This is a genomic window from Bradyrhizobium sp. Kon56, from assembly GCF_055807635.1.
On sequence record NZ_JBVVOU010000035.1, the window covers coordinates 22715 to 44448 of the forward strand.

21 protein-coding genes and 2 pseudogenes are annotated in these 21734 nt (G+C 62.8%); 14 read left to right on the top strand and 9 right to left on the bottom strand.

Annotation, left to right across the window (positions count from 1 at the left end):
- Nucleotides 1–9 precede the first annotated feature (9 nt).
- Nucleotides 10–1329, bottom strand: coding sequence for a FecR domain-containing protein (locus AC0L3B_RS33445; RefSeq protein ID WP_204511909.1), 1320 nt, complete (start codon nt 1327–1329; stop codon nt 10–12).
- A 130-nt stretch (nt 1330–1459) separates the two neighbouring features.
- On the opposite strand from AC0L3B_RS33445, the gene AC0L3B_RS33450 reads away from it, so the two are divergent.
- The 3 genes and pseudogenes from AC0L3B_RS33450 (at nt 1460) to AC0L3B_RS33460 (ending at nt 4831) form a co-directional block, all read left to right on the top strand.
- Nucleotides 1460–3256, top strand: coding sequence for a ShlB/FhaC/HecB family hemolysin secretion/activation protein (locus AC0L3B_RS33450; protein WP_085384825.1), 1797 nt, complete (start codon nt 1460–1462; stop codon nt 3254–3256).
- Between the two features lie 152 nt (nt 3257–3408).
- A complete protein-coding gene (locus tag AC0L3B_RS33455; protein WP_085384826.1) occupies nt 3409–4239 on the top strand; it encodes an alpha/beta fold hydrolase in 831 nt (276 codons plus the stop codon).
- Nucleotides 4240–4531: 292 nt separating this feature from the next.
- A pseudogene (locus AC0L3B_RS33460) lies at nt 4532–4831 on the top strand (cytochrome c).
- 188 nt (nt 4832–5019) lie between these two features.
- Here the strand turns inward: AC0L3B_RS33460 and AC0L3B_RS33465 are convergent.
- Nucleotides 5020–5361 carry a phasin gene (locus AC0L3B_RS33465; RefSeq protein WP_473381767.1) on the bottom strand — a complete coding sequence of 114 codons (342 nt, stop codon included), beginning with the start codon at nt 5359–5361 and terminating at the stop codon, nt 5020–5022.
- A 131-nt stretch (nt 5362–5492) separates the two neighbouring features.
- The gene (locus AC0L3B_RS33470; RefSeq protein ID WP_007612798.1) at nt 5493–5678 is read right to left on the bottom strand and encodes a hypothetical protein; all 186 of its coding nucleotides are present in this window, start codon (nt 5676–5678) and stop codon (nt 5493–5495) included.
- 744 nt (nt 5679–6422) lie between these two features.
- On the opposite strand from AC0L3B_RS33470, the pseudogene AC0L3B_RS33475 reads away from it, so the two are divergent.
- Nucleotides 6423–6765 (top strand): annotated as a pseudogene (locus AC0L3B_RS33475) (hypothetical protein).
- A gap of 46 nt (nt 6766–6811) precedes the next feature.
- On the opposite strand, the gene AC0L3B_RS33480 reads toward AC0L3B_RS33475, so the two are convergent.
- Nucleotides 6812–7387 carry a hypothetical protein gene (locus AC0L3B_RS33480; RefSeq protein WP_473381768.1) on the bottom strand — a complete coding sequence of 192 codons (576 nt, stop codon included), beginning with the start codon at nt 7385–7387 and terminating at the stop codon, nt 6812–6814.
- A gap of 45 nt (nt 7388–7432) precedes the next feature.
- The gene (locus tag AC0L3B_RS33485) at nt 7433–7960 is read right to left on the bottom strand and encodes a GcrA family cell cycle regulator (protein ID WP_247542990.1); all 528 of its coding nucleotides are present in this window, start codon (nt 7958–7960) and stop codon (nt 7433–7435) included.
- Nucleotides 7961–8125: 165 nt separating this feature from the next.
- Here AC0L3B_RS33485 and AC0L3B_RS33490 point away from each other — a divergent pair, with 165 nt between their 5' ends.
- The gene (locus tag AC0L3B_RS33490) at nt 8126–8734 is read left to right on the top strand and encodes a S24 family peptidase (RefSeq protein WP_007612810.1); all 609 of its coding nucleotides are present in this window, start codon (nt 8126–8128) and stop codon (nt 8732–8734) included.
- A 95-nt stretch (nt 8735–8829) separates the two neighbouring features.
- Entirely contained in the window at nt 8830–9105 is a 276-nt protein-coding gene (locus AC0L3B_RS33495) for a hypothetical protein (protein ID WP_085395314.1), read from the top strand.
- A gap of 143 nt (nt 9106–9248) precedes the next feature.
- Here AC0L3B_RS33495 and AC0L3B_RS33500 read toward each other — a convergent pair whose 3' ends face one another.
- Nucleotides 9249–10223 (bottom strand): quinone oxidoreductase family protein, encoded by a 975-nt coding sequence (locus AC0L3B_RS33500; RefSeq protein ID WP_473381769.1) that lies wholly within the window; start codon nt 10221–10223, stop codon nt 9249–9251.
- 223 nt (nt 10224–10446) lie between these two features.
- On the opposite strand from AC0L3B_RS33500, the gene AC0L3B_RS33505 reads away from it, so the two are divergent.
- The 3 genes from AC0L3B_RS33505 (at nt 10447) to AC0L3B_RS33515 (ending at nt 13125) form a co-directional block, all read left to right on the top strand.
- Nucleotides 10447–10647, top strand: a complete 201-nt coding sequence (locus AC0L3B_RS33505; protein WP_085350632.1) for a hypothetical protein — start codon at nt 10447–10449, stop codon at nt 10645–10647.
- Between the two features lie 148 nt (nt 10648–10795).
- Nucleotides 10796–11743, top strand: coding sequence for an AAA family ATPase (locus AC0L3B_RS33510; RefSeq protein WP_473381770.1), 948 nt, complete (start codon nt 10796–10798; stop codon nt 11741–11743).
- A 5-nt stretch (nt 11744–11748) separates the two neighbouring features.
- Nucleotides 11749–13125: a vWA domain-containing protein gene (locus AC0L3B_RS33515; protein ID WP_473381771.1), complete on the top strand. Its 1377-nt coding sequence runs from the start codon at nt 11749–11751 to the stop codon at nt 13123–13125.
- 19 nt (nt 13126–13144) lie between these two features.
- Here the strand turns inward: AC0L3B_RS33515 and AC0L3B_RS33520 are convergent, their stop codons facing one another.
- Nucleotides 13145–13327 carry a hypothetical protein gene (locus AC0L3B_RS33520; RefSeq protein ID WP_317245922.1) on the bottom strand — a complete coding sequence of 61 codons (183 nt, stop codon included), beginning with the start codon at nt 13325–13327 and terminating at the stop codon, nt 13145–13147.
- Between the two features lie 351 nt (nt 13328–13678).
- On the opposite strand from AC0L3B_RS33520, the gene AC0L3B_RS33525 reads away from it, so the two are divergent.
- Nucleotides 13679–13900, top strand: a complete 222-nt coding sequence (locus AC0L3B_RS33525) for a hypothetical protein (RefSeq protein WP_018456680.1) — start codon at nt 13679–13681, stop codon at nt 13898–13900.
- Between the two features lie 213 nt (nt 13901–14113).
- Entirely contained in the window at nt 14114–15433 is a 1320-nt protein-coding gene (locus AC0L3B_RS33530) for a dicarboxylate/amino acid:cation symporter (RefSeq protein ID WP_018456682.1), read from the top strand.
- Between the two features lie 10 nt (nt 15434–15443).
- On the opposite strand, the gene AC0L3B_RS33535 is transcribed toward AC0L3B_RS33530, so the two are convergent.
- Together AC0L3B_RS33535 and AC0L3B_RS33540 are read right to left on the bottom strand one after the other, a co-directional pair.
- A complete protein-coding gene (locus tag AC0L3B_RS33535; RefSeq protein WP_317245921.1) occupies nt 15444–16817 on the bottom strand; it encodes a hypothetical protein in 1374 nt (457 codons plus the stop codon).
- 97 nt (nt 16818–16914) lie between these two features.
- A complete protein-coding gene (locus AC0L3B_RS33540; RefSeq protein ID WP_317245920.1) occupies nt 16915–18174 on the bottom strand; it encodes an allantoate amidohydrolase in 1260 nt (419 codons plus the stop codon).
- A gap of 404 nt (nt 18175–18578) precedes the next feature.
- Here AC0L3B_RS33540 and AC0L3B_RS33545 point away from each other — a divergent pair, with 404 nt between their 5' ends.
- Genes AC0L3B_RS33545 through AC0L3B_RS33555 form a run of 3 tightly spaced genes read left to right on the top strand, consistent with a single transcriptional unit; the run spans nt 18579 to nt 21728 of the window.
- Nucleotides 18579–19691, top strand: coding sequence for a BMP family ABC transporter substrate-binding protein (locus AC0L3B_RS33545; protein WP_247441361.1), 1113 nt, complete (start codon nt 18579–18581; stop codon nt 19689–19691).
- Entirely contained in the window at nt 19688–20800 is a 1113-nt protein-coding gene (locus AC0L3B_RS33550) for an ABC transporter permease (RefSeq protein WP_473381772.1), read from the top strand. Before AC0L3B_RS33545 ends, AC0L3B_RS33550 begins: the two co-directional genes overlap by 4 nt.
- A gap of 1 nt (nt 20801) precedes the next feature.
- Entirely contained in the window at nt 20802–21728 is a 927-nt protein-coding gene (locus AC0L3B_RS33555) for an ABC transporter permease (RefSeq protein WP_247297927.1), read from the top strand.
- Nucleotides 21729–21734 lie beyond the last annotated feature (6 nt).

A 21734-nucleotide genomic window follows, 5' to 3' on the forward strand; every position in this document is an offset into this window, starting at 1 on the left:
GAAATCGCCTCAGTGCTTGTTGTGGCCAAAGGCATTGCCGTGGCCATTGCTGCCGTTGCCGCCGCCGTTGCCGTTGCCGTTACCATTGCTGCCGTTGCCGCCGCCATTGCCGTTGCCGTTACCGTTGTTGCCCCTACCGTTACCGGTGGCGCCGTTGTTGCCGTTACCGTCGCCGGAATTCCCATTGCCGGAATTGCCGTTACCGGAGTTGCCCTTGCCGGGGTTGGACTTGCCACTGGAATTTCCACTGCCGCCGCCAGAGCCGTCGCTAGACGCACCGGCCGTCGTCGCGGCTATTGTCGTGCCGGCGGCCGAGGAGCTGGTGCTGCCAGCCGTCACGCCGCTGCTCGTGGTGACCGCAGTCTGGCCGGTGCTGTTGGATGCCGTCGTGCTCGCTTTCGAGTCGCTCCAGACCGTCTCGGTGCTGGCGTGCGCGTTGCGCACCTGTCCGGGGGCACCGCCGCCGTGGGCGAGCCCGTGCGTGACCTTGTGGACGTTGAGCTTGACCTCGCCCAGCGAACTCGAGATGCGCACGACGCCGGGCTTTGCAGCACCGCCCTTGGACGCGTGAGCTCCGGCCGCCGGTTGCGATGGCTTGAGCGCGCCGGCCGCCTTGGCGCCCTTGTCGATCGGACCGAGCGCGTGGATCGCATGGCCGTTCGCGGCGTTGCGCGGGGCCGACAGACCTGATTTCGGCACCGGGACGCGCTCGATGCTCGAGGCGCGCGGCTTGCCGTGCTCGATCGGATTGAAGGTGCCGGAGCCGCTCAGAGAGAGGCCGGGCTTGCCATGCTCGAAGACGGTGGCGGCCTGCCCCGGCAGGACCTGGGCGATCTGCCCCGTCTTGAAGTCGGAGACCTCGACTTGGCCGCGAAGCACGCCCACCTTGGTGCTGCCCGCATTCACGGTGACGCTGAACTGGGTGCCCTTGACCACGGCGGCGAGATAGGGCGTCTCGACCTCGAAGTGCTTGACGTTGCGCTTCTCGACCTCGAGCAGGATCGAGCCCGCCTGCTGGATGATGGTGGTCGAGAGACCGTCCTTTTTCTCCGTCGGCAAGCCGACCACCGAGTTGGGAGAGATCAGGATGGTCTCCTCGCCGCGGACGAGCAGGACGCGGCCATTACGTCCGGTACGAATGGTGTCGCCGGGCTTGAGCGCCTCCTGCTGACTCAAGGACACTTGCTGAGCGCCGCTGGTGGCGACCCACACCTCGCCGGTGGCCTTGCCAACCGACCAGACGCCATCATCCGCAGCGGATGCGGCGGAAGCCGTTCCCAGCATCAGCGCGGCCGCCAAGGCGCACCGCATTCCAACCTTGTTCAGCATGACGATCCTCAGTCCGCGTTACAGCCGGCCTTGAGGGGTATCCGAAATCACTCAACATAGGATTAGCGGGAAGCGGCCAGCGGAGCGGTCGCGTTAACCATTCGTTGACCATAAAAAACTATGAAAAATCATGTGGCTAACGAACCCTTTTAGCATCAGGGGCACATCTCCGTCGAACTACGGGGACAGGCGCGTCGCGCGCGTTGCGAAGCGGCATCTCGTTACCGCAGCGGTGCTGTTGGCGCCGTTCTTCGCGGGAGTCCCTCAGGCTTTCGCGCAGCAGGCGAACCAGCCGGGTTTCGATCCGCGCCAACCTCAGAAATATTTTGAGAACCAAACCGAGCGGGAATCCCTGAGCCGTCCGCCGGTCAGGCTCCCAACAATCGACCAGCCCAGCACCGGCGGCGATACCAAGCCTCAATTCGTGCTGCGCGGCGTCAACGTCAGCGGAGCCCGCGCCGTTTCTCCCGATCGCATCGCCGCGGTCTACCAGCCCTATGTCGGCAAGAAGGTTTCGCAGGCGGATCTCGCCGCGATCGCCGGCGCGATCAGCGATCTCTACCGTGCCGATGGTTTTCACTTGAGCCGTGCGATCGTGCCGCCGCAGGACATTGCCGACGGCCTGCTCCGGATCCAGGTGATCGAAGGCGCCATCGTGCAGGCCGAGCTGAAAGGCGATGGCGCCGAGCAGTTCGGCGTGAGACCGATGCTTGGGCCGGTTCTGGCTGAGCAACCGTCGCGCCTGGCAACGCTGGAACGTCAGCTCTTTCTCGTCAACGGCAGACCTGGCGTCCGGATCACCGATACCGCACTGGAGGAGATCGGCGGTGCAACCGGCCGCTTCCGCCTCATCGTCTATTTGAAGACCTGGCACGTCTTCTCGTCGTTCGGTCTGGACAATCTCGGCTCATCATCAGTCGGTCCGTGGCAGACCTATGCGACCGGCGCGTTCAACTCCTATCTCACGGCCGGCGACACGCTGGCGGTCAACCTGTCGACCATCGCCAACGACCCCCGCCAGCTTGGCTTCGCACGGCTGTCCTACGATGCACCGATCGGTGTCGACGGCGTGCGTCTCGGCGGGTCTGTCTTATACAGCGCGGTCAGGCCGGGCGATGCGCGCCGCCTCGACAGCGACATCACCACGACCGAGGCGTTCGAGCTGCGTGCCAGCATCGTCCCATTGCAGTCGCAATTGTCCTCGCTGACCCTGACCGCGGCGACGACCTTCAGCAACGTGTCCGAGCATGACCTTTACGGCCCCTGGTACAACGACCACATCAGGACCGCGAGCCTGACCGCCGACTACCGGCTCCAGGATCATTTCGGCGGCACCAATTTCGCGACGCTGATCTACCGCCAGGGCCTCGACATCTTCGGTGCCTCGCATTTCGACGACGACCTGTTGTCGCGCGATGGCGCGTCATCGAACTTCTCCGTGCTGAACCTCTGGTTCACGCGCTACCAGACGCTCAACGACGTCTGGTCGCTCAAGCTCTCCGCTGCGAGCCAGACGGCGTCACGGCCGCTGTTCACCTCGCAGCAATTCTATCTCGGCGGCGCTGCCTTCGGGCGCGGCTATGGCGCAGCCGAGATCAGCGGCGACAATGGTCTCGCCGGCTCGCTCGAACTGCGCTTCGACCAGAAGCTCAATTTCCGCTACTGGACCGGCTATCAGCTCTACGCCTTCGGTGACGCCGGCGCAGTCTGGAACCACGGTTACCGCCTGAGCGAGGGCCTGTCGCTGACCTCGGCCGGAGCTGGCGTGCGGTTCTTTCTGCCAGACGATTTCCAGGCCGATCTCGGCGTGGCCGTCCCCCTGAGCTACCGGGCGCCCGACAACGAGCGCCGCAGCCCGCGCTTCCTGTTTACTCTGTCAAGCGCGTTGCAGCTCTGCTCCGAACGCGGCAAGGGCGGTTGTCTGTAAACCCCTTGTCCTTCGCGCTGTAGCCCGCGACATGCGGCCCCTGGGCTCAGGCTCACAGCCTTGCCTAAATTTAATCCCGTAACCTGCTCACGATCGCTCGATCCGGGAGTTCCCAATGGCCATGTTCAGTCAAAAGTGATTTGAGACGGACCATGAAAAGGGTGTTTGCAGTTCTGGCGTTTCTCTGCGTCCTCGGCGTCGGCCAGTATTTCGTCGTCAGCCGGTTCGCGATCCGCCATGAGGTGTTGACCCTGTTCGACGCCGCCCGCCAGCGGCCGATTGCGGTCGAAATCGCTGTACGGCGCGATTACGAGACCAAGGCCAATCTCGGCCTCTGGAAGCTCCCGCTCGCCATCATCAGCAACGGCAATACCGTCAAGGCCACTGAATATTCCTTCCTAGCCAACGTGCTCGCCGCACGCGGTTATCTCGTCGCCAGCATCCAGCAGGATCTGCCGAGCGATCCGCCGCTGATGACCAAGGCCGGTCAGCAATATGTCGGCCGGCGCGAGGTCTATATCCGCTGCGAGGCCAACATCCTCTTCACCTTGGGCGAGTTGAAGCGGCGGCAGGAGAACGCCGACTACGACCACATCACGCTCGTCGGCCATTCCAACGGTGGCGACGTTTCGATGTACGTCGCCCATCAGCACCCGGAGCTGGTGTCGAAAGTGATCACGCTCGACAATCTGCGGGTACCTTTCGTGCTTAGCGACAACATGAAGATCCTGTCGTTCCGCTCGAAGGATCCGCATTTCGTAACTGATCCCGGCGTGCTGCCGACGCCAGAAGAGGCCAAGGCGCGCGGCATCGACATTATCCACACTGGCGCACAGCATACCGAGATGAGCGATCGCGGTCCCGATGCGGTCAAGGAGAAGATCCAGGCGACGCTCGACCGCTTCCTGCGCGACAGCGCCAGCAGCGCGCTCGCCCCGGCCGATACACGAAGCCCGATGATCATGAACCCCGGCGACTATTAATCCGGCCCCTTTGCGGCAGATCAAGGCTGCCGCGAGCCGACCCCGATAGAAAGAGCCTCGTCATCTCGGAGAGGCACGTGTCGCACTCCATCGATAGCCTTGATACGAAAAGACACGATACGACAAGCTTTGGCCTGCCCGCGGCAAGGACGCTGAGATTCGCCCGGCACCTCTATCGTTCGGCTCGCAAGCTGCTGCGGTCGATCATCGCCCGCATCGACCTCTCGCAGTTTCCGGGTTCGTGTTGCGGATGAGGATGGCGTCGCTAGCCAACAACACACAGGATTGCCCCATGCACCGGCATTTGAGACGAATTTGCCTGCTGGTTGCCGTGGCCTTGAGCGTGGGCACGTCGTCCGCTCTCGCCGCCGATGCAGATCACGGCGCCGACCTTGCGAGGCGCTGGTGCGCCAGCTGCCATGTCGTGGCGAACGGCAAAACTCAGGCGAGCGCCGACCGAGTCGTTCCGAACTGAAGTCAGGCCTGCGCGCAACGGACACGAAAGAGGGGGACGCACCCGAAGATGCCGAATTTCCCCTTGAGGCGGATCGAAGCCGGCGATATCGCGGCCTACATCGCATCGCTGCGTTAGCAGAGCGACCGATTGGTCAAGACACCTGCGACAGATGCAAATCCCTGCCTGAGAACCGACAGGGATCAGCGGAAAGGATGATGGGCGGCGAATGAGGTCCATTCGACGGCCCATCATGGACCGATACCAGTGCGGATATTCACGCCGTGCAAGTCCAATCTGTGGACGCGCCGTGAACACACCGAGAATTAGGACTTGCCCTTCCCCGGTTGCATCAGACTACCGGTAATCTGGCGCATGTGGTCTCCGGCACTGGTGAACTGGCTGCGCAGGAAATCCGATTGGATTCGCATCGCCTCCTGAAGGTCGGTCGCATGGACGAGCTTGCGGGCATGCTCGAACGCCGACTTCATGTTCTGCTCGGTGAAAGCGAGCGCCTGCTTCGAGACGTCCGCCCCCGCGCCCGGAACGGTCGTCATCGATTTGGTGGCGGCTTCGAAAAACATGCCGAATGCCTTTTCCGCCTGGTCAATCGTCTTCTCGGCCAGGTCGCGCAGTTCGGCCGGAACTTCGAGCTTCGGTTCGATCATGGTCGCACTCCTCCCGTTTTCAGAACTGAATACCACACTTGCCGGATCGCCTGCCAGCGTCCAGCCCCGGGGAAGACGTCGCCCGGCGGCCTGCTGTGGCAGGAAAACATAAGGCCGGCGCGCAAGCCGGCTCAGGACAGGGGGTGTTCGGGGAGGGTTTCTTCGGTGGCGAGGTCTTCGACGAGCTTGATGACCTCGAAACGCTGCCGGGGCGCGAGCTTCAGAAAGGCGCGGAGCAGGCGCAGGCTTTCGACGGTGCCGCTTGCAGGCGCGCCGAGCTTGAGGTGCAGCTCAGCTGCGAAATTGAGGTTCTTCATCTCGCACCTATGACAAGCATCGGACTTCGTGATCCAACATCGAGGTCCCAACTAAGAACCCAACGACACAACTGGATGCCATAACCGGATGCTATGGCGACGGCGCGCCTTCGGCCGGGGGGAAGCCCGGTGTGTTCGCACGCCGAGCTACATGTGCAGCGCGCACACCTGAATAGGTTGCAACTATGTCAAGAAACAACCCCTCCGGCAAGCCTAACGGTTGGCGCAGCGATGCTTCGTCTGCATCGCACCACGGCAATTCCGGATAACAGGAATAGGGCCGGCCGTCACCCACCTGCGTCAAGAAGCGGCATCGATCAGGCATACAGCCTCGATTGCCGTCAATCGACGCTGCGTTTCGTGTTGTTTCGGATGTGAATGGACGTTGGCGGACGCGAACCAGTGCTTCTTCAGCGTATACACGTAATTGTTGAATCTGGCGTCGGCGGTTGTATCGTCGACGAAATAGGCGTCGATCTCGCGCTATGGATCGGCAGCCACAGCGCGGCCTTCTGACCAAGAGACAAACTATGACGTTTGGATTTCATCCAAACCCGTCCCCTCGAGCTCTTGGACTTGGACCCGCCTCTTCGCATCAGGATTCATCGGGCCCCATTTGTTTCCGGCCGTGAACTGTTTTCGAGGAGCAAACGACAAACCGGTGGCGTAACAGTCACGCAGATCACGGGCGCCGTGGCCGATGCATTGATCGATTCGGGCGCCCCAGCACCAAAGGACGACGGCATGCTTTCTCGCTGCGATCTCATCAAGGGCGCCGCAGTCGCGCTTCTCACCTTCTCGACACAAAGCGCGTGGGCGCAGGAGACCAGGATGAACCTGTTCAAGATCGTCACCATCAAGGACGAAATCGTCGTCGGAGCTTCAGGCCCTCGGCGGCAATGATGCGAGCGCCGTTGCACATGCTCTGGCACAGAAGGGCGATCTCACCGTCTGGCAATACAACGTGCATCGCGGTCCGAACGGCGAATTGCAGCAGGCGCCGACCGCCAGAATCGGCCTTTTGGCCAACGCCTCGCTGCGGGTCGAGCCCTATGCCACGACCTACCAGATCCTACCGCATCCCTAAGCACAAGACCGGCGCGCCCGCGATCGTGGTCGCGGGCGCGCCGTTGTCATCTTCGTTGCCCTGCACGCTGTCTCCCCGTTTCCGTCGCAAAGCCATAGATCACTGCCAGCCGGTCCAGGCATTCACGGAAACGTCGGGCAAAATAGTCGATCCAGCGCTGCGTACGGACGGCGCGACGCTGACCGATCTCGTCCATGGTCAGGCCCAGCACCAACACGTCGTGCACTAGCGCCGCACCGTCTGTGCCGAGTTCGCGCTCGATCCGGTTCAGCCGCAGCACCGCCTGGCGTTGGCTCTCGGTGACCGGCTCGCGCATGCGCGCGCCATCGACATATTCGCGAGTCGGGTCCATTGCCTGAGGGCCTCGCTCGGCCTTCTCCCAATCGTCCTGGAAGGCGCGCCCGCCGCGATACTGCGCCTCGTCGATCTGACGGTGCGCATGCAGCCGGCCGAGCGGATCGCTGCGGATCGACCGCACGGCCATAATCTTCTCGCCGGGGTCGAACGCCAGCGGATTGTCCACCTCGACTTCCGCCACCTCCGCATTGAACGGTATCTCACGTGAGCGTCGGTCGTAGACATTCGCCGATTTAAAGGAACTGTTGCGTCGGACACGTGCCACTCGGATACTCCTTGCGAATTGACGATTGAACGGACGGTCGTGAGGTCACGCGGCAGAGACCAGCCTCAGCACGACGGGGCCGGCGACGCGGGCGGATCCAGCTCCGGCGCGGCGCGTCAGGCGCGCATGCGGCGTGCAATAGCTCGAGCCAGGCTCACTTGGATGGCCGCAGAAGGTAATCTCCTCCCCGTCCTTGTCGCCACCATAGGGATAGCGACAGTCCTCGGCAGCGAGTTCGACCAACGGGACCAGGCGCGGCTGGACGCCGACGCAGCGCAATTTGACCTGCGCGGCAGGCTTCATCGCAGATTTCGGCGGCAGGTTCAGTAACGCGGGACGGTGCGGGAGGATAAGACAGGCTCCAGACGGCAGCACCGGCACGATCGACGGGCTCGTCATCCGCACCTGCACGATCAGCCCGAGCCGCTTGGCGCGGCCGACCACCGCGTTGCGCGTGTAAGCCGTTCCGAACCTTGCGTTAATCTGTCTTCCGATCTCCGCATAAGACAATCCCTTGAGAAAATAGTCGCGAAGCGCGTCGGAGTGCTCCGACGGCCAATGAGCCGGTTCCATGCTGCTGTCCTGTGATGCGCCTCCTCCGATCGCACGACCGCGAGGCGGAGCCTACATTCCGGTATTCCGAAGTCGAAGTCAAGCGATAATTCTGATATTCATAATTGCATCAATTCCGAATTTCGGATTACAAGAGACGGACGATGGACAATCGAGGGAATCACCATGTTGGACGCTGCAATGATCGAACGGGGCCTGGAAAAGACGGGCAAGAGCAAGGGCGGCCTGGCGGCTGCCATGGGCGTACGCCCCGGCGCTGTCTCGGAGATCCTCGGCGGCGAACGCCTGGTGAAGGCTTCGGAAATCATTCCGATCATGGAATATCTCGAGCTCAATCTCGCGCCGATCATGGGCCGCGTGGGGGCCGGTGCCGTGATCGAGCCGGATTATGAGCAGGTTCCCCCCGAAGGCCTTGGCGACATCGCGCTGCCCTTTCCGATCATGGAGGAGACCATCGCATTCGAGATCGTGGGCGATTCGATGCTGCCCAAATACGAGAGCGGCGACGTAATCGTAGTCTACAAGGATCAGCGCCATCCCCTGTCGAGCTTCTACGGCGAGGAGGCCGTGGTCCGGCTCAAGACCGGCGAGCGCTATCTGAAGACCATCGAACGAGGCAAATCCCCTTCCGTCGTCAATCTCAGCAGCTTCAATGCCAAGCAGATCGTCGGCGTGAAACTAGAGTGGGTCGGCGAGATCTGCCTGTCCATGCCCAAGGGGCAGCTGGAGCGGCTGCGCGCCAAGTCGGCGCGCCCGCGCAAGAGGAGCAAGTAGGCTGCAATTTCCGTTTTTACGAAATTCACCTTGACTTGATTCCGTTTTTCGGAAATACTCTGCCGTCCCGACCATGGGCACGGCAGGATCGTTTCATGCAGTATTTCGTCGTGATGATCGACTATGGGCGCCGCGGCCGCGAGGCAGTGGTCGACCCTGAAATCACCAGGCGCGAGGTCATTTCCCGCGTTGCCTCAGGGGAATATCGGAATATCTCGTTCATCCAGGAAATCGTGGAGAATTCGGTCGAAGACGTGACCGAGGCGATCCTCGCTGAGGCTGCCCTGCCCCGGATCCCGCCCGAAGAAGTCGACCTCCAGGCTCTCCGCCTCGATCACGCCCGCGATCTGCGTAAGCACGAGCGGACATAACGCAGGCCCAGGGCCGACCTTTTCCGGTCCGATCGAATCGGAACGGGCTCTGGATTTCTTATTTTGACGCGTTTTCTCTACGCGAACCGGAATCCAGTTCGCTCGAAACGCTCTGCCAGCCTGCGCCACAGCCCGGTCGGAGATCACACCGTGAGGACGGTCGATCCCGTGGTCTTACGCGCGGCGAGATCGGCATGCGCCTTGGCGGCGTCCTTCAGTGGATAGGTCTGGCGCACCTCGATCTTGACCGCGCCGGACTTGACGACATCGAACAGCTCGCCCGCCATCGCGACCAGGCTTTCACGCTTGGCGGCGTAGGTGAACAGCGTCGGCCGGGTGACGTAGAGCGAGCCCTTCTGCGCCAGCAGACCGAGATTGAGCGGCTCGACGGCGCCGGAGGACGCACCGAACAGCGCGGCGACGCCGAGCGGCGCGAGGCAATCGAGCGACTTCAAGAACGTATCCTTGCCGACCGAGTCATAGACCACCGGCACCTTCTTGCCGCCGGTGATCTCGTCCACGCGCTTCACGAAATCCTCGCGGCTATAGATGATGACATGGTCGCAGCCATGCTCCTTGGCGAGCTTGGCCTTCTCGTCGTTGCTGACGGTGCCGATCACGGTTGCGCCGAGATGCTTGGCCCACTGGGAGAGAATCAGGCCGACGCCGCCGGCGGCCGCATGCAGCAGGATGGTGTCGCCGGCCTTCACCCGATAGGTCTGCCGGATCAGATATTGCGTTGTGAGCCCCTTCAGCATCATCGCCGCTGCGGTCTTGTCGTCGACACCGTCCGGCAGCTTCAGCAGTCGGTCGGCCGGGATCAGCCGCGCCTCGGAATAGGCCCCGAGCGGCGAGGCGCCGTAGGCGACGCGATCGCCGGGCTTCAGATCGGTGACGCCAGGCCCGACCTCCTCGACGACGCCAGCAGCCTCGCTACCAAGCCCACTCGGCAGTTGCACCGGGTAAAGGCCCGAACGATTGTAGATGTCGACGAAGTTGAGACCGACGGCGGTATGGCGGATTCGTGCCTCGCCTGGTCCGGGCCTGCCGACACTGACTTCTTCCCAGACCAGCACTTCCGGACCACCAGTCTTATGAAAGCGAATGGCATGCGTCATGGGCGTTGCTCCCTTATCGTTGAGGTCAAAGTCCGAATATCGGATCGGGCTTTGAAATAGGTATTTGGTCCACCCGTCACAGTACAGAGACGTAACAAGAATGTCACAGCGAACGACAAACCTCCGCCGTTCCGCCTCTGTTCGAAAGAGTTGATGTCGGCCTTTCGCCGGCCGGCAGTAGCCTTCGCGCGGGTTTGGAGGTCGTCTGCGAAGGAGAGCCGAGATGCCAGCTTATGTACAGCATCATCAGGATATCGAGATCGCGCCTGTGATTTGCCCTGCTTGCATGGGGTTCCTTCCAATGTATGTACGCGAGGTCGAACCGCATTGGAGTCTTGCCACGATCGACTTCGTCTATGAATGCGCCGATTGCGGCGCCGAGGTCAGACAGACGATCCGCAAGCCGGAGTTGCTGCGGCACTGATCCCGCGGCCGGTTGGCCGCCCGACTATTTGCGTTGAGCGGAAAAAACGCCCATTCGCGCGGGTCTGGCCTCTCCCAAACGAGGCTTGTTCTTTGCCGTGAACGCAGGCAGAACAAGCCTCAATCAAGACCTTTGGGAGCGCCTTTTCGTGGCTGAACAGAAGCCCTCGACAGCGATCGAGGCGGTGGAGAGCGGCCTCGCCGCGCAAGGCTACATCGCGAGCCGGCAGATCGCGACCGCCGTCTATTTGTCGCAACAGATCGAGAAGCCGATCCTGGTCGAAGGCCCCGCGGGCGTCGGCAAGACCGAGCTTGCCAAGGCGATCGCGGCCTGGCGCGGCCTGAAGATGATCCGCCTTCAGTGCTACGAAGGCCTCGACGAGGCCAAGGCGCTCTATGAATGGAAATACGCCAAGCAGCTTCTCTACACGCAGATCCTCAAGGACAAGCTCGGGGAAGTCCTCGGCGGCGCGCAGACTTTGCACGCTGCACTTCATCAGCTCCACGATTTCGGCGACGTGTTCTTCTCCAAGGAATTCGTCGAGCCGCGGCCGCTGCTGCAAGCGCTGGAGCAGCCGGGCGGCTGCGTGCTCCTGATCGACGAGATCGACAAGTCGGATGCGGAATTCGAGTCGCTGCTGCTGGAAATTCTCTCCGATTTCCAGGTCACGATCCCAGAACTCGGCACCCTCTCCGCGATCACGCCGCCAACGGTGATCCTCACCTCCAACAGCGAGCGCGATCTCGGCGATGCCTTGAAGCGGCGCTGCCTGCATCTGCACATCGGCTTCCCCGAGCAGCGGCTCGAGGAGCGCATCGTCGAGAGCCGCGTCCCCAACATTTCGCAGACGCTGCGGCGGCAGATGGTCGGCTTCATCCACGAAATCCGCTCGCTCGACCTGAAGAAGCTGCCTTCGGTCAGCGAGACCATCGACTGGGCCCGCGTGCTGGTGCTCTTGCAGGCCTCAGAGCTCGACACCGAGATCGTCAAGGACACGCTCAACGTGCTCCTGAAATACGAGGCCGACATTGAGGCGGCTCAACCTCAGATTACGACCTTCATTGCCAAGGCAGCACGATCCAACGTCTTCGGTTGACGCCGATGCGCGAGAATATCCATCGTTTCTTCCGTGCCGCACGGGGCGCCGGCGTCCATGTCTCGCCTGCCGAAAGCATCGATGCGATGCGCGCGGTCGAGCAGGTCGGCCTTTCCGACCGGACCATCCTGCGCGATGCGCTCCTTCTGACGCTCGCCAAGTCGCAGGACGAAAAGCTCGCGCTTGGAGACTGTTTCGATCTGTTCTTCAGCCAGCCGGAGCCGCGGCAGGAACAGCCTGAAGCCGACAGCAACGATGTTTCGGAGAACGCGGATCAATCTCCGTCGTCGGGCGCGGCCAGCGATGCGAGCGTCGGTTCGCCTCCCGCAGAATTGGGTCCCCTCGCGCAGATGCTGCTGTCGCAGGATCGCAACGCGATCACCGCCGCGATCGCCAGCGCCTCAGGTGCGGCCTCCCTATCCGACATCCGCTACTCCACCCAGCGCGGCATCTTCTCCAGCCGCATCCTCGACGCCATGGGGGTCCAGCGGCTACGCGACGATCTCGACGAGCTGACCGCGACCAATCCGGCACTGGCCGAGCGGCTTCGCGCCGCGCTCGATGCCTTGCGCGAAGCCGTCCGCGACACCGTCGCGCAGGGGCTTGCGCTCTATGCCCGCGAGGAAGCTGAAAACCTCCGCAACGAGATTCTTCGCAACGCGCCGCTTGCCCGCATCGAGCGCCGCCATGTCGCGGAGATGCGCGCTCTCATCCGCCAGATCGCACGTCGCCTGCGCGAGCGCTATTCGAAACCACGCAAGCGCCAACGGCGCGGTCATCTCGACGTCCGCCGCACGCTGCGCCGCAATGCCGCCTGGGGCGGCATCCCCTTTCTCACGGCCTGGAAGCGCAAGCATCGCGATCGGCCGAAGATCGTGGCGCTCTGCGACGTCTCGGGCTCGGTGGCGCAGGTCTCGGATTTCTTCCTGCTCCTGATCCACTCGCTGCACGAGGTGGTCGACGACGTCAATTCCTTTGCCTTCTCCTCGCATCTGATCGAAGTCAGCGACATCCTGGAATCGAAATCGCCGGAAGAAGCGATGGCCGAGATCATGTCCAAGGTCGGCTTCGGCTCCTCCGACTACGGCTCGTCGCTGGCCGATTTCGAGAAGGAGTTCATGAGCGCGCTGACGCCGCAGACCACGGTGATCGTGCTGGGCGATGCCCGCAGCAACAATCTCGATCCGCGCGCCGACATCCTGCGCCGCATCTCCGAGCGCTCGAAGCGACTGGTGTGGCTCAATCCCGAAGGACGTCTCGCCTGGGGCTTTGGCGATTCCGAGATGCCGCGCTATGCGACCTTCTGCAGCGTGGTGCGCCAGTGCGCCACCGCGCAGCAGCTCGAGCGCGCGGTGTCCGATATTGTGGCGACTTATCAGTAGGTCTTACCCACAGCCGACGTCAGTTTCGCCCCAGCTCCATCTGAGCCACATTGCACTCCCGGAAATGATAGGCGATCTCGTCAAGCGCGCGCTGCTCCCATTCCTGAGCTTGCGCAAGCCAGAAAACCCGGCGCTGGAAATCAAGCGCGGCGCGCTCCCGGCACAGGGATTCCTGACTGCGAATTTCGACCAGCCTGTTCATGCACTCCACTCCTGCCGTGTGAAGCCATTCCCCGCGAATCAGCGTAACAGAATCCCGAACCCTTCGTTCTCATGATTTCTGTGCATATTGCGACGCAGAATGGGGCAGCAGCGCTTCCCGTGCAGTGCGGTAGTTCGCGGACCAACATCAAGCCTACATCATCAATATGTGATCGAGGCTCGGACGGTCCTCGTGACCGAGCGGTCTTAACTCTTGTGGCGCAATGGCGTGCAGCAATTTGTGAAGAGAAGTTCTAAACGCCTCACCGAATTCCCGACTCATTGTCGTCGCACGGTCTTCATGCAGCGCCTCTAACAGAGGCGCAGGAACGGCACCACGGCTTGAGGCAACATGAGCAACGACATCGACTTCGATCTTTCGCCAGACCAATGGGAGGTTCTGAAGGCGCTTCGCGACCCGGTGTCGAACGGTCGCCTTTCCAAGGCCTATCTCATCGAGAGCCTCGTCAAGTTCGGTCTTGTCGTCGTCTGCGACGGCGTGCCGGTCATGACGCCGAATGGACGCAAGGTGCTGGTACGCGGATCGTGTCGGCTGCTGGATCTCGCGGCGTGACGCGGCCACCCGCGCGCAGAACGTGACTGTGGACCGCAAAATCGTCTGTCCACGTGACCGACGGCACCTGGAACGGTTTCCCGGCGCCGATGCGGATGCCGGTCGCACCGCAAAAAGACCGAATAGACCTCCTCCTCAGCGAAAACCGCGACAATCTGGCACGCTAGTTGCTCCTTTCGACGATCGAGACGTCGTCAAAACGGGGGAGTCACCATGTCGACCATTGCCGCGGCCCCGGCCGCCGAGCCAAAGCCGCTCTACACGTCGCTGTTCGTCCAGGTCCTGGCCGCGCTGATCCTCGGCATCATTCTCGGCGTGGCCGCGCCGGATTTTGCCATCTCCCTCAAGATTCTCAGCGACGCCTTCCTGAAGCTGATTTCGATGATCGTGGCGCCGATCGTGTTCTGCGTCGTCGTGCACGGCATTGCCGGCGCGGGCGACCTCAAGAAGGTCGGACGGGTCGGCGTCAAAGCGCTGGTCTATTTCGAGGTGATGACCACAGTCGCGCTCGTGGTAGGTCTCATCCTGGCCTACACTTTCGGCCCCGGCCATGGCATGAACATCGACCCCTCGACGCTGGACGCCAAGGCGCTCAATACCTATGCCGACAACGCCCACAAGCTTCAGGGCGGCGGCATCGGCTCCTTCCTCCTCAACGTGATCCCGAGCACCTCGTTCGACGCGTTGTCGCGCAACGACGTGCTCCAGGTGCTGTTTTTCGCCGTGCTGTTCGGCGTAGGCCTCGCACTGGTCGGCGGCGAGAAGGGCAAGCTCGTGACGTCGATGATCGATGCCGCCTCGACCGTGCTGTTCCGCGTCATGGGGCTTATCGTCCGCGTTGCTCCACTTGGCGTGCTCGGCGCAGTCGCCTACACCGTCGGCAAATACGGCGTCGGCTCGCTCAAGCAGCTCGTCTCACTGGTTGCGCTGTTCTACGTCTCGGTCGGCATCTTCGTGCTGGGCGTGCTCGGCGGCGTCATGGCGCTTGCCGGCATCAACATCCTCAAATTCCTCGCCTACCTGCGCGAGGAGTTGACGATCGTGCTCGCGACCGCCTCGTCCGACGCCGTGCTGCCGCAGATCATGAAGAAGCTGGAGCGGATGGGCGTGAAGGATTCCGTCGTCGGACTCGTGATTCCGACCGGATATTCCTTCAACCTCGACGCGTTCTCGATCTACCTGACGCTTGCGGTCGTCTTCATCGCGCAGGCGACCAACACGCCGCTGTCCTTCGGCGACCTCCTGCTGGTGCTCGGCGTCTCCCTGATCACCTCGAAGGGCGCCCATGGCGTACCGGGCTCCGCGATCGTGATTCTGGCGGCGACGCTGAACGCGGTGCCCAGCATCCCTGCGATCGGCCTCGTGCTGGTCTTGTCGGTCGACTGGTTCATCGGCATGGCTCGCGCGGTCGGCAACCTCACCGGCAATTGCGTTGCGACCGTGGTGGTGGCCGCCTGGGAAGGCGACCTCGATCGCGCCAAGGCGGCCAAGGTCCTCGACGGTGGCGAGCTTGTGGACGTGACGGCTGGGTAACGACCGCCGTTCAGTCATTCCAATGGAGGAGCGGCGTTCCATGCGCCCTCCTCCACACAGAGAGGAAACGCGGAAACCAGGAGTGGGCCACGGCACCCTTGTAGGCCCAGGTGCGATACTTCAGGCCCCGCTCCGAGATCAGTTCCTGATAGCCGCCGTGGACTTCGGTTGCGGTGCGAATGTCCTTCAGAATTCCCTGGGCGCAGGAACGGTAGGTATCGCTGCACGAGAATTCATCATAGTCCAGCATGCGATCCGCGAATTCGACGTTGAACGTCGGCCAGGAGGAACGTCCCTGATAGGCGGGAGCCGCGATCTTGTGGATCATCTTGTTCCGCGGATTATCCGCGGACACCAGGAAGTGGAATGTGCCGGGGATGCGAAAGCGCGGCTCCGCCATGATCAGATCCGCCGTGGCTGCGAACAGCGCGCGCTCGGCCGGCTCGTTCATATCCCAGAAGCCGCGATGCACATTGACGAAATCCAGAGCGACCGAGGACACCGGCGAGCCTGAGGGGCCATCCAGGGAATGCCTGATATAGCCACCCTTGCCGAACAGGCGGAGCAGGTCCCTCTTGTACTGCGCCAGGTCGCGTCCGAGCCGCCGCTTCAGCTCGTTCTCGTCGATGATCCCGAGCCGCACGCCCCACACGAAGGTCGTGTAGACGCAGGCATTGGTGACGAAACGCCTGCGCTCGGCGCGCGTGTCCGTTGCCGCAGAGCGCGGAGCACTGGCATCGCACAGCAAATACGTAGAGCCATCATCATTGAACGGCTCGAGCTCGCTTGCGAGCTGGAGGATCGCGCGCTTCAGATCACCGCAATATTCGGCCAGCAGCAGGCGACCGGCATGCGCGCATTGCGACATCGCCAGATAGGACGACGCTCTCTCCTCGGCAGAGATCATCTGCCGCAGGCCGGCCAGAATGCCGAGCAGCGTATCCGAAGGGCGCGAGAAATAGTTCACGCCGAGATACCGGGCGCGCGCCGCCGGGACGATCGTCGTCGTGACGACGTTGGCGCGAACTGCTTCCAGCAGCAGGCGGACGCTCTTTTCGAGCAGACGAGCCCGGCGAACCGCATCCTGCGAATCCATGATGGTGTCGGGGTCGAGGATGTCGGGATAGAACCAGGCAAAGTCGCGCGGATAGCACGCAGAAGCGTGCGGCGCGCCCGTAACGAGAAAGGACTCAGATACCGCAAAAGCACTGTCCATCGAGTGCCGGTAAAGGTCCTCGATAGCCGTGAACGGATGATGCGACTGCCTCAGGAATCGATCACCGAGAAAGTTCACCGCCTGAAGCGCGTTGGCAACGAAGGTCGCCGCCATACCCTGGTAAAATCGGTTTTCGCCATGGGATGGAAAAGAGATGCCGCTGTTCATACGCGCCGTCGAATGTTGTCTCGTGGTCCGGCGGGACGCCGTTACGACGCTAGACCTGTCTGATTCTTATCTCTAGCCGGTGACGTGAGGAGCCGATTTACCCTTGCCGCGGCCGAAAATTCTCGATCAGCCCCAGCAACACTCGCGCGCCGGCGTCGGCATCGGCGAGCTCGACATGCTCGTCGGGGTGATGGCTGATTCCGCCGCGGCAGCGAACGAAGATCATGCCGACGTCGGCAATGTCGATCATGGCCATGCCGTCATGCCCCGCCCCGCTCGGCAGCTCGAACACGGAAAAACCTTCCGCTTTGATCGCCTGCGCGATCTGCTCCTTGAGCCAGGGCGCGCAGGGCGCGGTGCGGTTCTCGTGGGTGACGTCGAGCTGAAGTGTCAATTGGCGGCGCTTTGCGATGGCCTCGATCTGCCTCACGACGTCGGCGACCGCGCGCTTGCGGTGCATGTCGGTCGGCGCCCGCATATCGATGGTGAACGACACCTCGCCCGGGATGACGTTGGTCGCGCCGGGCCTCGCCTGGATGTAGCCGACGGTGCCGACCAGCCCACCCTCGTCGGTGCGGCAAAACTGCTCGATCGCACCGATGCATTCGGCCGCGCCCGCCAACGCATCGCGCCGAAGCGCCATCGGCACCGTGCCGGCGTGCCCCGCCATGCCGGTTAGCCGCGCGGCAAGCCGTGTCGCGCCCGCGATCGCAGTGACAACTCCGACGGGGAGGTTTTGCGTTTCCAGCACCGGCCCCTGCTCGATGTGCAGCTCGAGATAGGCAAGCAGCTCGCGCCGGGCCCGCGCGGCCGCGCCGATATGATCGGGGTCGAGCCCGAACTGCACCAGCGCATCGCGCATCGCGACGCCATCGCTGTCGCGTGTGTTGAGGACGCTTTCGTCAAAAGTGCCGGCCACGGCGCGGCTGCCGAGCAGGGTGGAGGCAAAGCGTACCCCTTCCTCATCCGCAAAACCGACGATTTCGATCGCGAACGGCAGGCGCTTGCCGCGGCGGTTGAGATCGGCGACGCAGGCGATCGCCGTGATCACGCCCAACGGCCCGTCCCATTTGCCGGCATCGCGCACGGTATCGTAGTGCGAGCCGAGCATCAGGCAGGGCGCGCCCGGCCGCTCCCCTTCGTAGCGCCCGCAGACATTCCCGATCGCGTCGAGACGTGCACTCATACCGGCGTCGTGCATCCAGCTCAGGATGAGGTCCGCCGCCTTGCGCAGCTCGCCGGTCAGATAGATGCGGGTGAGCTTGTCGCCTTCTTCCGAGATCGCCGCGAGCTCGTTGATCCTTCGCGCGATCTCTTCGCCGAGCGAACCATTCTGAACGGCGGTACCAGCAACCATCTCGGCGGGCTTTCCATCTCTCGAGACCGCAGCGACGGCAGTCCTGGCGGCTATCGATTCAAGTTCGATGCCAGCGAAATCACGCTACCGACATCGTTCCAATCAGCGCGTGGTTAGCATGAATGCGGTCGCCGGCAGACCACCCGGCCCTCGTCATGCACATGCCTAAGCCGGGTAAGACTGCTTAACTCCATTGCATACAATCATAAAATACTGCCTATATTTTCATCTGCTGCTTTCCTGATCAAGCTCGGATCACCGAAAATAGCAAATTACTCTCAATAACTTAAGTGGAAATCCTCCCTCGGTAGCCTCTGGCACGAAGCTTGCGACAATCTATCCCGGGCTCCGCCAGACCGGCGCAGCGCGAGATGAGGCGGTGCATCCGCCAAGGGGAGCAAGCAATGGAATTTGGCAGGATCTCACGACGTCATTTGTTGCAGGGCGGCGCGGCCGTCACCCTCGGTGCGGCGACGGGCATTCGTCCGGCCTTCGCGGCCGAGACCACCATCGGATTCATCTACGTCGGCTCGCGGGACGACTATGGCTACAACCAGGCGCATGCGCAGGGCGCGGCGGCGCTGAAGAAGATTCCCGGCCTCAAAGTCGTGGAAGAAGAGAAGGTGCCGGAGACCGACGCGGTCGAGAAGACGATCGAGTCCATGATCAATCTCGACGGCGCCACCCTGCTCTTCCCGACCTCGTTCGGCTACTACAATCCTCACATGGTCAAGATGGCCAACAAATTCCCGAAGCTGCACTTCGAGCACTGCGGCGGCCTGTGGAGCGACAAGGACCCGAAAAACGCCGGCAGCTATTTCGGCTACATCGATGAAGCCCAATACATCTCGGGCATCGTCGCCGGCTATAGCTCCAAGAGCGGCAAGCTCGGCTTCGTCGCCGCGAAACCGATCCCGCAGGTGCTGCGCAACATCAACGCATTCGCGCTCGGCGCGAGGCTTGCCAATCCCAAGACAACCACGCAGGTCATCTTCACTGGTGACTGGTCGATGCCAGTCAAGGAAGCCGAGGCCACCAACAGCCTGATCGATCAGGGCGTCGACGTCCTCACCTGCCATGTCGATGGTCCCAAGACTATGGTCGAGAACGCCGCGCGTCGAGGCGCCATGGTGTGCGGCTATCACGTCAACCAGTCGCCGCTCGCGCCAAAAGCGTATCTCACGGGCGCCGAGTGGAACTGGGAAGCGCTGTACCCCAAGTTCGTCAAGATGATCGCCGCCGGCGAGAGCATTCCGAACTTCTATCGCGGCGGCCTCAAGGAGGAGATCGTCAAGACCTCGCCCTATGGCGAAGCGGTCTCCGCCGAGGCGCGCAAGCACGCCGACGACGTCAAGGCCAAGTTCTTGTCCGGTGACGGCTACGCCATCTTCAAGGGAGGGCTGGTCGACAACAAGGGCAAGACGGTGATCGCGGCCGGCACCGATCGTGGCCAGAAGGATCCCGAACTCGAGAAGATGGACTATCTCGTGGAGGGCGTGGTCGGGGCGACTTCGTGACGACGGAAGCTGCAGATCTCGCTGAAGCGGTCGGGACCGTTGCCCCGGCCGCCGATCCGGGATTCCTCCAGCGTCACGGCGGAGCGATCGAATATATCCTGATCCCGGGCGCGGCGCTGGCCGGCGCGCTCGGGGTCTTCGGCATCTTCGTCGCAATGTTCGGCAAGAGCCCGCTCGACCTCTATTTCTACATGTACTACGGCGCGTTCGGCACCTGGTTCTCATGGCAGAACACGTTGACGCGCGCGGCGCCGCTGATCCTTACCGCACTCTGCACGGCACTGCCCGCGCAGCTCGGCATGGTTATCATCGGCGGCGAAGGCGCACTCCTGATCGGCGCGCTGTCGGCAACCAGCGCAGCACTGGTGCTTCAGGGCATGCCGCCGCTCATCGTGCAGATCGCCATGGTCGTCGCCGGCGTGATCGGCGGCGGCCTCTGGGTCATGCTTTCGGGCGCGCTACGGCAATATCGCGGCGTCAACGAAACGATCTCGAGCCTGCTGCTCGTCTATATCGCGCTCGCGGTCGTCAACCATCTCGTCGAAGGCGCGATGCGCGACCCCGGCAGCCTGAACAAGCCGTCGACCCGCGAGATCGGCGCGGCCAACATGATCGGATCGATCCCCGGCACCGATGTGCATTGGGGTCTCGTGTTCGGCCTGATCGCCGCGTTCGCCGCCTATATCCTGATCTATCACACTGTGTTTGGCTTCGCCGCGCGTGTTGCCGGCGGCAACATCCGCGCTGCGAAGATCGTCGGTCTCAATGTCAGCAAGCTGATCCTGATCGTCTGCTTCCTCGCCGGCGGCGCCGCGGGCCTTGCAGGCATGGTCGAGGTCGCCGCGGTGCAGGGGCGCACCAACGCGAACCTCGCCGCAGGCTACGGCTTCACAGGGATTCTCGTCGCCTTCCTGGCGCGGCAAAATCCGCTCGCCATTATCCCCGTCGCGATCCTGCTCGGTGGTATCAGCGCCAGCGGCGGGCTGTTGCAGCGCCGCCTCGGATTGCCGGATGCATCCGTGCTGGTGCTGCAAGGCATCATCTTCGTCTTCGTGCTGGCCAGCGATGCGCTCTACGGCCGCATCGGGTTTCTGAAGGGAAAGTCCTGAGATGGCAGACGGCTCGATCGGACTCTGGACCGTTCCGCTCGCCGTGCTCGGCGGCGCCATTCGAGTCTCGACCCCGTTCCTGTTCGTGAGCCTGGGCGAATGCATCACCGAGCGCTCCGGCCGCATCAATCTCGGCCTCGAAGGCACGCTGGTAATGGGCGCGATGAGCGCCTACGGGATTTCCTACCTTACGGGATCGCCGTGGCTCGGCGTGCTCGCCGCTGGCATCACCGGCGCGCTTCTGGGCGCGCTGCATGCCGGCATCTGCTCGTTGCCGCGCGTCAACGACATTGCGGTTGGCATCGCCTTGATGCTGTTCGGCACCGGGCTTGCCTTCTATCTCGGCAAGCCGCTGATCGAGCCCACCGCGCCGCGGCTGCCCGCGATCGATTTCGGCTGGTGGAGCGACATTCAACAGGTGCGCGCGGCACTACGGGTCAACGTGTTGTTCCTGATTGGTGTCGCGCTCGCCCCAACTCTCTACTGGGCCTTCCGGACCACGCGCTGGGGCCTCCTGATCCGCACCGCCGGCGAGAGTTCGGACGCCGCGCGTGCGATGGGCAACTCCGTGCTGTTGATCCGCTTGCGCGCGACCATGGTCGGCGGCTTCCTCGCCGGCATCGGTGGCTCCTTTCTGTCGCTGTTCTATCCCGGAAGCTGGAACGAGGGCCTGTCCTCGGGCCAGGGCATCACGGCCGTGGCGCTCGTGATCTTCGCGCGCTGGGACCCCTTGCTGTGTCTGTGGGCCTCGCTCGCCTTTGGCGGCGCCGCAGCGCTGGGCCCGGCGCTGCAATCGGTCGGCGTCACCTCCGGCTACCACCTTTTCAACGCCGCACCCTACATCCTGACGCTGGCGATCATGATCATCACCTGCTCGCCGAAACGCACGCTGACCGGAGCCCCGGCCGAATTGTCGATCACCCGCTAGAGAGCC